Source organism: Actinomadura soli (genome assembly GCF_005889715.1).
In the GTDB taxonomy this organism is placed as follows: domain Bacteria; phylum Actinomycetota; class Actinomycetes; order Streptosporangiales; family Streptosporangiaceae; genus Spirillospora; species Spirillospora soli.
This window is the reverse complement of sequence record NZ_VCKW01000278.1, coordinates 1-10,237: the sequence shown is the minus strand read 5'-3', so window position 1 is coordinate 10,237 and position 10,237 is coordinate 1. Positions and strand designations below refer to the sequence as shown.

Annotated in this window: 13 protein-coding genes; 9 read left to right on the top strand and 4 right to left on the bottom strand. The window is 73.9% G+C overall.

Annotation, left to right across the window (positions count from 1 at the left end):
* The coding region (locus tag ETD83_RS34870) for a DUF6882 domain-containing protein (protein ID WP_407921542.1) at positions 1-405 on the bottom strand (405 nt) is incomplete at its 3' end.
* A 98-nt stretch (positions 406-503) separates the two neighbouring features.
* Between ETD83_RS34870 and ETD83_RS34865 the strand changes: the two genes are divergently transcribed.
* On the top strand, positions 504-1,121 hold the full coding sequence (locus ETD83_RS34865) for a hypothetical protein (RefSeq protein ID WP_230421380.1): 618 nt from the start codon (positions 504-506) through the stop codon (positions 1,119-1,121).
* On the opposite strand, the gene ybaK is transcribed toward ETD83_RS34865, so the two are convergent.
* Together ybaK and ETD83_RS34855 are read right to left on the bottom strand one after the other, a co-directional pair.
* A complete protein-coding gene (gene ybaK, locus ETD83_RS34860) occupies positions 1,005-1,511 on the bottom strand; it encodes a Cys-tRNA(Pro) deacylase (RefSeq protein ID WP_138649469.1) in 507 nt (168 codons plus the stop codon). The two genes, ETD83_RS34865 and ybaK, sit on opposite strands and share 117 nt — an antisense overlap.
* Positions 1,512-1,535: 24 nt before the next feature.
* Positions 1,536-2,198: an LON peptidase substrate-binding domain-containing protein gene (locus ETD83_RS34855; RefSeq protein ID WP_138649468.1), complete on the bottom strand. Its 663-nt coding sequence runs from the start codon at positions 2,196-2,198 to the stop codon at positions 1,536-1,538.
* Positions 2,199-2,329: 131 nt separating this feature from the next.
* Between ETD83_RS34855 and ETD83_RS34850 the strand changes: the two genes are divergently transcribed.
* The 8 genes from ETD83_RS34850 (at position 2,330) to hisF (ending at position 8,590) form a co-directional block, all read left to right on the top strand.
* Positions 2,330-3,169 carry a PhzF family phenazine biosynthesis protein gene (locus tag ETD83_RS34850; protein ID WP_138649467.1) on the top strand — a complete coding sequence of 280 codons (840 nt, stop codon included), beginning with the start codon at positions 2,330-2,332 and terminating at the stop codon, positions 3,167-3,169.
* Between the two features lie 68 nt (positions 3,170-3,237).
* Positions 3,238-4,545, top strand: coding sequence for a histidinol dehydrogenase (gene hisD, locus ETD83_RS34845; protein WP_138649466.1), 1,308 nt, complete (start codon positions 3,238-3,240; stop codon positions 4,543-4,545).
* Positions 4,542-5,642 (top strand): histidinol-phosphate transaminase, encoded by a 1,101-nt coding sequence (locus tag ETD83_RS34840; protein ID WP_138649465.1) that lies wholly within the window; start codon positions 4,542-4,544, stop codon positions 5,640-5,642. The genes hisD and ETD83_RS34840 overlap by 4 nt, the downstream gene beginning before the upstream one ends.
* Positions 5,639-6,232: an imidazoleglycerol-phosphate dehydratase HisB gene (gene hisB / locus ETD83_RS34835; RefSeq protein ID WP_138649464.1), complete on the top strand. Its 594-nt coding sequence runs from the start codon at positions 5,639-5,641 to the stop codon at positions 6,230-6,232. Before ETD83_RS34840 ends, hisB begins: the two co-directional genes overlap by 4 nt.
* A gap of 2 nt (positions 6,233-6,234) precedes the next feature.
* Positions 6,235-6,405, top strand: coding sequence for a hypothetical protein (locus ETD83_RS43080; protein ID WP_171064610.1), 171 nt, complete (start codon positions 6,235-6,237; stop codon positions 6,403-6,405).
* Positions 6,402-7,037: an imidazole glycerol phosphate synthase subunit HisH gene (hisH, locus tag ETD83_RS34830; RefSeq protein ID WP_205718046.1), complete on the top strand. Its 636-nt coding sequence runs from the start codon at positions 6,402-6,404 to the stop codon at positions 7,035-7,037. The genes ETD83_RS43080 and hisH overlap by 4 nt, the downstream gene beginning before the upstream one ends.
* A gap of 35 nt (positions 7,038-7,072) precedes the next feature.
* A complete protein-coding gene (gene priA, locus ETD83_RS34825; RefSeq protein ID WP_138649462.1) occupies positions 7,073-7,792 on the top strand; it encodes a bifunctional 1-(5-phosphoribosyl)-5-((5-phosphoribosylamino)methylideneamino)imidazole-4-carboxamide isomerase/phosphoribosylanthranilate isomerase PriA in 720 nt (239 codons plus the stop codon).
* Between the two features lie 36 nt (positions 7,793-7,828).
* The gene (gene hisF, locus ETD83_RS34820) at positions 7,829-8,590 is read left to right on the top strand and encodes an imidazole glycerol phosphate synthase subunit HisF (RefSeq protein WP_138649461.1); all 762 of its coding nucleotides are present in this window, start codon (positions 7,829-7,831) and stop codon (positions 8,588-8,590) included.
* A gap of 5 nt (positions 8,591-8,595) precedes the next feature.
* Here the strand turns inward: hisF and ETD83_RS34815 are convergent.
* Positions 8,596-10,237: CocE/NonD family hydrolase (locus tag ETD83_RS34815; protein ID WP_329603033.1), on the bottom strand; the 1,642-nt coding region annotated here is incomplete at its 5' end.

Here is a 10,237-nt window from a genome sequence, read left to right as displayed (position 1 = left end):
GATGTAGCCGGCGCCGCCGAGGACGCCCCCGGCGGCCATCGCCATCAGCTCCCCGCCGTGCCCGGCGGGGCCCTCGTACCAGGACAGGTCGACCTCGGGCGTGGTGAACTCGGTGATGCCGAGCCGTTCGCCGAGCGCCCGGATGACGAGGGTGGGGGTGACGGCCGGGTGCGCGTCGCCGAACTGCGGGTTCGCCCACCCCCACAGCCAGGTGCGCTCCCGTGCGGCGTAGCTGCCGAGCAGCGACACCCGGACGGTGACGCCGCCGCTGGAATAGGTCCGCGCGGTCAGGTCGGCGCTCCAGTCCTCGCGCGGCAGGAACTCCGCGAGCGTCTCCTGCTGCTGCAGCACGACGGCCGCCAGGGCGGCGCCGAGGCGTTCGAACGCGGGACTGAATCCGGACATGTCGGGCACATTATCCCAGTGGTCGGGGCGATCGTGGGCCGTATCGGACAGGCTAGGCTTTTCGCTGTCAGAGGACTCTTCAATGAGGAGCGTACGAGGTGCGGGGACCCACCGGGCGGCTCTCGGCGATGAGGTTCTTGGTGACCTGGGCGGTGACCGTCGCCATCGTGACCCTGCCGGGTCCGCTCATGGGGGTGCTGTGGGCCAAGACCATCCCCGAGGTGACATACGTAATAGTCCAGGGTGAGCCGTTGCTGGCCGAACCGGAAGGTCAGGGCCCGATCGGCATCGACGCCCGGTTCGCCCTGCTCGCCCTCGTCGCGGGCCTGCTGTGCGGCGTCGCCGGGTACCTGGCGGGCGGACGCGGCGACGACGTCGCGCTGCTGCTCGGGCTGGCCGTGGGCGGCGGGGCCGCGGCCTTCCTCGCCTGGAAGACCGGCCACCTGATCGGGCTGGAGGAGTTCCAGGACGCGGTCCGCACCGCGCGCGACGGCACCACCGTGACCGGCGTCGCCGACCTGCGCGCCAAGGGCGTCCTCGTGTTCTGGGCGCTGCCCGCGGTCGCCACCTACGGGATCCTGGAGCTGATCCTCCGGCGGCTACCCGCGGGCGATCGCGGCGAGGCGGGCGCCGGTGAGGCGGACGAGGTCGCCGGGGACGAGTTCGATCTGCAGTCCGCGCCGGCCGGCCGAGACGTAGACGGTCGCGAGCCCTGACACCGACACGTCGATCACGGTCGGCAGCCGCCTGCGCTGCCCCAGCGGGCTGATCCCGCCGACGACGTAGCCGGTGGCGCGCTCGGCGTCGCGCGGCTCGGCCATCCGCGCCCTCTTGCCGCCGGCCGCCGCCGCGAGGGCCTTCAGGTCGAGGCTGGCCGACACCGGGACGACGCCGACGGTGAGCCGCCCGTCGACCTCGGCGAGCAGCGTCTTGAAGATCTGCGCGTACGGGATCCCGAGGGCGTCGGCGGCCGCCTCCCCGTACGACCCGGCGTCCGGGTCCGGCTCGTAGGTGTGCAGGGTGAACTCGATCTTCGCGTCGGTGGCGGCGACCGTCGCCGGAGTGCCCGTACTGCCCTTGGCGGTGCCGCCTTTGCCCTTGCCCATGGGGGGCAGTCTGCCGTGCGCGGGTCAGTTCGCGTTGAACGACCCGTCCAGGAACTGGCCGGCGGGGATCATCGGGAGGACGTCCAGGATGCGGTTCTCCCGGACCAGCAGGTCGCGCTCGGCCTCAAGGCGCAGCGTCGCGTCGTCGCACTCCAGCAGCCGCTGCTTCTCGTGCCCGTCCAGGACGAGGGAGGCCGCGATCACGTACGACAGGGCGACCGGGTCGTCGGGCGGCTCGTCCTTCTCGAACGAGCCGGCGCCGGCGGCGGTCAGCCGGTGCCGGTACAGCCGGAACAGCCGGCGGACGCGCAGCGCGACGGGCCCGGGGTCGGCCCCCGGCTCCTCGGGGAGGAACTCCACCTCGCCCTGCAGGTAGGGGCGCGAGCGGTCCAGCTCCTTGAGCCGGAAGCGGCGGGCGCCGACCGTGACGATGTCGTACCGGCCGTCCGGGTGGGGCCGCGCGTCGCGCAGCTCGGCGACGCAGCCGATCTCCGCGAGGCGGTGCGCGGCGCCCTCGCCGACCTCGTGGCCGAGCTCGATGCCGACGACGCCGAAGCCGCGCGGCTCGGGCCGTTCCAGGAGGTCGCCGATCAGGCTGAGGTAGCGGTCCTCGAACAGGTGCAGGGGGAGCACCAGACCGGGGAACAGCACGGTGCCCAGGGGGAACAGGGCGAGCCGCTCGGTCACTGTCTCTCCACGGTCCTGGGGCGCCACGGGGAAAGCGCCGTCCGCGCAAGCCTACGTCCTGGTCGATGATCTTGGTAAGGGGTGATTTTTCATAGTGTGAAGCGGATGTCATCGCCGGTAGCGTCGGCGCCATGAGGATGCTCGTCGTGGACGCCTTCACCGACCGCCCGTTCGCGGGCAACCCCGCCGGGGTGTGCCTGCCGCCCGGCGCCGCCGATCCCGGGTGGATGCAGCGGGTCGCCGCCGAGATGAAGCACTCCGAGACCGCGTTCGCCCGGCCCGTCGAGGAGCGCTCCGGGGGGTCGTCCCCCCAGGACGGCGCAGCGGACTACGAGCTTCGCTGGTTCACGCCGGTCATGGAGGTCGCGCTGTGCGGGCACGCCACGCTGGCCGCCGCCCACGCGCTCTACGAGACCGGGGCGGTCGCGTCCGGCCGCCCGATCCGGTTCCGGACGCTGAAGAGCGGCGTTCTCACCGTCATCCGGGACGAGACCGGAAGGCTGTCGATGGACTTCCCGGCCTGCCCGCCCGAGCCCGCCGCCGTCCCGGAGGGGCTCGCGGAGGCGCTCGGTGTCCCGGTGGCGGCCGTGGGGCGCAACGTCCAGAACGACCTGGTCGTCGAGGTCGAGGACGAGACCGCCGTCCGCGAGATCGCTCCCGACGTCCGGGCGCTCGCGGAGATCGACGCCCGCGGCGTGATCGTCACGGCCGCGGGCGGCGAAGGGGAGCGGCACGACTTCGTGTCCCGCTTCTTCGCGCCGCGCGTCCTGCCCGGCGACGCGGAGGACCCGGTCACCGGCTCGGCCCACTGCGCCCTCGCCCCGTACTGGGCGGCCCGGCTCGGCCGCGACACGCTGACCGGGCACCAGGCGTCGGCGCGCGGCGGGGACGTCCACGTCGCGCTGCGCGGCGACCGGGTCGTCCTGTCCGGCGCGGCCGTCACCGTCCTCGACGGTCAGCTGACGGTGTGATCGACCCGGGGCATCTCGGCACGTGAGACGGTGCGCGAGGGGCTGGGGGCACTCCGTAGACTGGACGGGTGATTTCCCGTATCGACCTGCGCGGCTCGCTTCCCGGCGATCTGCGCTCCGTGCTGCCCCGCGCCGAGCTCGACGTCGAGGCCGCCCTGGACAAGGTGCGGCCCATCTGCGACGGCGTGCGCCATCGCGGCTCGGCCGCGGTACGGGAGTACACCAAGGCGTTCGACGGGGTCGAGCCGGAGAGCGCCCGCGTTCCGGTGGAGACCGTCCACCGGGCGCTCGCGGAGCTCGATCCGGCCGTCCGGGACGCGCTGGAGGAGAGCATCCGGCGCGCGCGCATCGTCCACCGCGACCAGCGGCGCGCCGACGTCACCACGCAGGTCGTGCCGGGCGGGACCGTCACCGAGCGGTGGATCCCGGTCGGGCGCGTCGGGCTGTACGTGCCGGGCGGGCGGGCCGTGTACCCGTCCAGCGTGGTCATGAACGTCGTCCCCGCGCAGGAGGCGGGCGTCGGCTCCCTCGCCGTCACCTCACCGCCGCAGCGCGAGTTGGGCGGGCTGCCGCACCCGGCGATCCTGGCGGCGTGCGCGCTGCTCGGCGTGGACGAGGTGTACGCGGCGGGCGGCGCGCAGGCGATCGCGATGTTCGCCTACGGCACCGAGGAGTGCCCGTGCGCCGACCTGGTCACCGGGCCCGGCAACGTCTATGTCGCCGCCGCGAAGCGGCTGCTCAAGGGCGTGATCGGCATCGACGCCGAGGCCGGCCCGACCGAGATCGCGATCCTCGCCGACGCGACCGCGAGCCCGGTGGACGTCGCCGCCGACCTGATCAGCCAGGCCGAGCACGACACGCTCGCCGCGGCCGTCCTGGTCACCGACTCGGGGCGGCTGGCCGACGAGGTGGAGACCGAGCTGAAGGCGCAGGTCGCCCGCACCCGGCACACCGAGCGGATCACCGAGGCGCTCGCCGGGCGGCAGTCCGGGATCGTGCTGGTGGACGACGTCGAGGACGGCCTGAAGGTCGTGGACGCCTACGCCGCCGAGCACCTGGAGATCCACACCGCCGGCGCGCCCGCCGTCGCCGCCCGCGTCCGCAACGCCGGAGCGATCTTCGTCGGGCGGCACGCGCCGGTGTCGCTCGGCGACTACCTGGCCGGGTCCAACCACGTCCTGCCGACCGGCGGGTGCGCGTGCCACTCGTCCGGGCTGTCGGTCCAGTCGTTCCTGCGCGGCGTCCACGTCGTCGAGTACGACCGGGACGCGCTCGCCGAGGCCACGGGCCGGGTGGTCGCGCTCGCCGAGGCCGAAGATCTGCCCGCCCACGGCGCCGCCTTGAAAGCGCGCTTCGACTGGGAGGTCCCGTCGTGACCTCGCTCGGCGATCTGCCGCTGCGCGACGACCTGCGCGGCCGCGAACCCTACGGCGCGCCGCAGCTGGACGTCCCCTGCGCGCTGAACACCAACGAGAACCCGTACCCGCCGTCCGAGCGCCTCGTGAAGGCCCTCGGGGAGGCGGTCATGGACGTCGCCGGCACCCTGAACCGCTACCCCGACCGGGACGTCCTCGCCCTCCGCGATGACCTCGCCGCGTTCCTGAACGCCGACACGCCCGGCGCCGGCCTCACCACGGGCCACGTCTGGGCGGCGAACGGCTCCAACGAGATCATCCAGCAGATCCTGCAGGCGTTCGGCGGGACGGGACGCACCGCGCTCGGCTTCGAGCCGTCCTACTCGATGCACCCGATCATCACCGGGGTGTCCGGGACGCGCTGGGTGAACGCCTTCCGCGACGAGGACTTCGGCATCGACCCCGCCCGCGCGATCGCGGCCGTCGCGGAGCACCGTCCCGACATCGTGTTCCTGACCTCGCCGAACAACCCGACCGGCACGGCGCTGCCGCTGCCGGCGATCGAGGCGGTGCTGGACGTCGCGCCCGGCATGGTCGTCGTGGACGAGGCGTACGCGGAGTTCCGCCGCGAGGAGACGCCGTCCGCGCTGACGCTGCTGGACGGCCACCCGCGCCTGATCGTCACCCGGACGATGTCCAAGGCGTTCGCCATGGCCGGGACCCGGCTCGGCTACCTCGCCGCCGACCCGGCCGTGGTCGAGGCGCTGCTGCTCGTCCGGTTGCCGTACCATCTGTCCGCCGTCACCCAGGCCGTCGCGCGCACCGCACTCGCCCATGGCGAGGAGCTGCTCGGCGGCGTCGAGGCGCTGCGCCGCGAACGCGACGACCTCGTGGCCTGGCTGCGCGGCGAGGGGTTGCGGGTGGCCGACTCCGACGCCAACTTCGTCCTGTTCGGGACGTTCCCCGACCGCCGCCGGGTCTGGGAGGCGCTGCTGGCACGCGGCGTGCTGATCCGGGAGGTGGGGCCGCCCGAGTGGCTGCGGGTCAGCGTCGGCACCCCGGCGGAGATGGCCGCCTTCCGCACCGCACTGAAGGAAGCACTGGAGGAGAGTCTGTGACGCGCAAGGGACGAGTCGAGCGCGGGACCGGCGAGACGCAGGTCCTCGTCGAGATCGACCTGGACGGCACCGGGCAGGTCGACGTGGCGACCGGCGTGGGGTTCTTCGACCACATGCTGGCCCAGCTCGGCAAGCACGGGTCGTTCGACCTGACCGTCAAGACCACCGGTGACCTGCACATCGACAGCCACCACACCATCGAGGACACCGCCATCGCGCTCGGCCGGGCGTTCCGCGAGGCGCTCGGCGACAAGGCCGGCATCCACCGGTTCGCGGACGCGTCCGTCCCGCTGGACGAGGCGCTCGCCCAGGTCACCGTCGACGTCTCCGGCCGCCCCTACCTCGTGCACGTCGAGCCGGACGGCATGGCCCCGATGATCGGCCCCGAGTACGACACCACGATGACCCGGCACATCTTCGAGTCGTTCGTGTCGAACGCCCGGATCGCGCTGCACGTCCACGTCCCGTACGGGCGGAACGCGCATCACATCGTCGAGGCCCAGTTCAAGGCCCTGGCCCGCGCGCTGCGCGACGCCGTGGCGCTCGACCCGAAGGTGCACGGCATCCCGTCCACGAAGGGGGCGCTGTAGCCGTGGAGATCGGCGGCCTGCACTTCACCTACGGCAACGTCGCGATCTTCGCGGTGGCGGTGTTCCTGCTGGCGGGCGTGTACAGCTTCGTCAGGCAGGGCCTGAAGATCGCCGCGCTGATCGTGTTCGTCCTCGCCGCGATCGCCTTCACCGGAGGCGTGATGTGGCTGTGAGCACGATCGTCATCCTGGACTACGGGTCCGGGAACCTGCGCTCCGCCGAGCGCGCCGTCGCCCGCGCGGGCGCGGAGGTGACCGTCACCGCCGACTGGGACGCCGCGCTCGCCGCCGACGGCCTCGTCGTGCCCGGCGTCGGCGCGTTCGCGGCGTGCATGGCGGGGCTGCGCTCGGTCCGCGGCGACCAGATCATCGGCCGCCGGCTCGCCGGGGGACGGCCCGTCCTCGGGATCTGCGTCGGCATGCAGATCCTGTTCACCAAGGGCATCGAGCACGGCGTCACCACCGAGGGCTGCGACGAGTGGCCGGGCACGGTCGACCGCCTCGACGCGCCGGTCGTCCCGCACATGGGCTGGAACACCGTCGACGTCCCCGAGGGCTCGGTCCTGTTCCGCGGCCTGGAGGACGCGCGGTTCTACTTCGTCCACTCCTACGCGGCCCGCAGCTGGGACCTGGAGCCCGACCCGACCGGTGTCATCGCGCCGCCGCTGGTCACCTGGGCCGAGCACGGCGACCGGTTCGTCGCCGCCGTCGAGAACGGGCCGCTGTGCGCCGCCCAGTTCCATCCGGAGAAGTCCGGCGACGCGGGCGCCGAACTCCTCCGCAACTGGCTGAGCAGCCTTGGCTGAGCCTTCCCTTCCATCTGCCTCGATAGGGTTTCCGCATGTCCTTGACGCTCCTTCCCGCCGTCGACGTCGCGGGCGGCCAGGCCGTCCGCCTGGTCCAGGGCGAGGCCGGCACCGAGACCTCCTACGGATCGCCGCTGGAGGCGGCCCTCGCCTGGCAGCGCGCGGGCGCGGAATGGATCCATCTGGTCGACCTGGACGCCGCGTTCGGGCGCGGGTCCAACCGGGAGCTGCTCGCCGAGGTCACCGGCCGGCTGGAGGTGAAGGTGGAGCTGTCCGGCGGCATCCGCGACGACGCCTCGCTGGACGCGGCCCTCGCCACCGGCTGCGCCCGCGTCAACATCGGCACCGCCGCGCTGGAGGACCCGGCGTGGTGCCGGAAGATCATCGCCTCGCACGGCGACCGGATCGCGGTCGGCCTCGACGTGCGCGGCACCACGCTCGCCGCCCGCGGCTGGACGCGCGAGGGCGGCGACCTGTGGGAGGTCCTCGCCCGGCTGGAGGACGACGGCTGCCCCCGCTACGTCGTGACCGACGTCACCAAGGACGGCACGCTCCGCGGCCCCAACACCGGCCTCCTCCGCGAGGTCTGCTCCCGGACGGACAAGCCGGTGATCGCGTCCGGCGGCGTCTCGTCCCTGGACGACCTGCGCGCCCTGGCCGGGCTGGTCGGCGACGGTGTCGAGGGCGCGATCGTGGGCAAGGCGCTCTACGCGCAGGCGTTCACCCTGGAAGAGGCCCTGGAGGCCGTGAAGTGACAGGGGAGGCCGTGAAGTGATTGGGGAGGCCGTGAAGTGACGGTGGCCGTGCGGGTGATCCCGTGCCTGGACGTCGACGCCGGGCGCGTGGTCAAGGGCGTCAACTTCCAGAACCTGCGCGACGCCGGCGACCCCGTCGAGCTGGCCGCCCGCTACGACGCCGAGGGCGCCGACGAGCTGACGTTCCTGGACATCACCGCGTCCAGCGCCGACCGCGCCACGACCTACGACGTCGTCCGGCGCACCGCCGAGCAGGTGTTCATCCCGCTCACGGTCGGCGGCGGCGTCCGCACCGTCGACGACGTCGACCGGCTGCTGCGCGCGGGCGCCGACAAGGTCTCGGTCAACACCGCCGCGATCGCGCGCCCCGAGTTCCTGCGGGAGGCCGCGCACCGGTTCGGGTCGCAGTGCGTCGTCCTGTCGGTGGACGCACGCCGCGCCGCCGGGACGGAGTCGGGCTTCGAGGTCACCACGCACGGCGGCCGCAAGGGCACGGGCCTCGACGCGGTCGAGTGGGCCCGCCGCGGCCAGGAGCTGGGCGTCGGCGAGATCCTGCTGAACTCCATGGACGCCGACGGCACCAAGGAGGGCTTCGACCTGGAGATGCTGCGCCGCGTCCGGGCGGCGGTGACCGTGCCGGTGATCGCCAGCGGCGGCGCCGGAGCGGTGGAGCACTTCGCGCCCGCCGTGGCCGCGGGCGCGGACGCCGTCCTCGCCGCCAGTGTCTTCCACTTCGGCGAGCTGAAGATCCCCGAGGTCAAGGCCGCCCTCCGGGACGCGGGCAACCCCGTCCGCTGACCGGCTCAGACCTCTTCCTCGCCGGGCGCGGGGACGGTCGCCTCGGCGGACCGTTCCACGATCGGGAGAATGATCGCGGACGGGCGGTCCGGGTCGTGGAAGACCTCCTGGTGGGCCGTGACCATCCGGGTCGCGGTGGCGAGCGGCTCGCCGGTGCCGGGGTTCGCGGCGACCTTCGGGTGGGCGCCGCTGGTGACGTGCACGCGGACCCGGTGCCCGCGCGCGAACCGGTGGCCGGTCGGCCACAGGTCGACGCCGATGCGGCGGACGCCGTCCGTCCCCACGGGCTTCTCCGCGGCGGCGGGCAGGCGCAGGCCCCCCTCGCAGACGGTGCGGGAGGACCCGTCCGGCGCGACGTCGCAGAGCCGCACGACGAAGTCGGTGTGCTCCCGGTCGGACCGGACGAACAGGTCCGCGCCGACGGGCCCGATCACGTCCAGGTCGGCGTCGAGGGCGGGGGAGGTGAAGACGAGCACGTCGGGGCGCCGCTCCAGCGGCCGGTTGTCGACCGGCCGGGAGCTGCCGAGCAGGGTCGGCCCGCCGAGCGCGGGCGTCGGGCGGGCCGGGTCGAAGCGGTAGGTGCTCGCGGGGGCGTCCTGCGGGCCGTCCTCGCCGAGGCCGCCGCCCCCGTGCAGGTGCCACGAAACCTGGCGCGTCCCGGGCGGCGGCCAGTCGCGGTAGTGCCGCCATTCGCGGGCGCCGGTGACGTAGACGCGGACGGGGTCGCGGCGCAGCCCGGACGGGTCGCCGAGCAGGTGGGCGCGGAACCAGGCGAGGGACTCGCGGACCGTCACCAGGCCGTGGCGGGCGTCGGTGTGCCACCAGGGGCCGATGGTCAGGTACGGGGCGTGCCCGGCGGCGCGCAGCGCGAGGTAGTCCCTGACCTGCCAGGGCAGGAACACGTCGTACCAGCCGCCGAGGAGGGTGACGGGCGCGGTGACCTCCCCGACCGTGCCGCTGAAGTCGCGGTCGTCCCAGTAGCCGTTCTCCCCGGTGTGGCCGGCGAGGAGGTCCTGGTAGAAGCGCATCGGCCGGCCGCCGGCCAGCACGTCCAGCTCGGCCAGGGGGCGGCCGGACCGCGCGGCGCGGACGGCGCGGCGCCGGGACGTCAGCGGCGCGGTCAGCATGCCGAGCGGCCGCCGCTGCCGGTGCGTCAGGTCCGTCCAGGTGAGCGCGGACTCCAGCGCGAACGACCCGCCCACGTAGGCGGCGTCCCGGAACGTCGACGCGGTGATCTGCAGCGACATCGCCTTCAGCTCGGGGCCGGCCGCCGCGGCGATCGCCCACGCCGAGTACCCGAGGTAGCTCGGTCCGAAGGCGCCGAACGTGCCGTGGAACCAGGGCTGCCGCTTCAGCCACTCGACGGTCGCCAGCCCGTCCTCGCGTTCCCGGCCGAGCGGGTCGAACTCGCCCCCCGACCCGGACGTCCCGCGCGCGCTCTGCACCACCAGCTGGAAACCGAACGGGACGAACAGCAGCCCGTTGGCCAGGGCCGCCGGGCCGCGCCGCCCGTAGGGGGTCCGCACGAGGATCGTGGGCGGACGCTCGACCCCGGACGGGACGTACCGGTCGGCGAGCAGGGTCACGCCGTCCGGCATGGTCACCGGCAGGTCGCGCTGGACGGTGTACGGGGCCAGCCCGCGGGGG

What these genes read in the sequence shown, in the direction of transcription:
- ETD83_RS34850 (WP_138649467.1), top strand. Translation starts at nt 2,330, where the DNA reads ATGAGGATGCTCGTCGTGGACGCCTTCACCGACCGCCCGTTCGCGGGC.
- priA (WP_138649462.1), top strand. Translation starts at nt 7,073, where the DNA reads ATGTCCTTGACGCTCCTTCCCGCCGTCGACGTCGCGGGCGGCCAGGCC.
- ybaK (WP_138649469.1), bottom strand. Translation starts at nt 1,511, where the DNA reads ATGGGCAAGGGCAAAGGCGGCACCGCCAAGGGCAGTACGGGCACTCCG.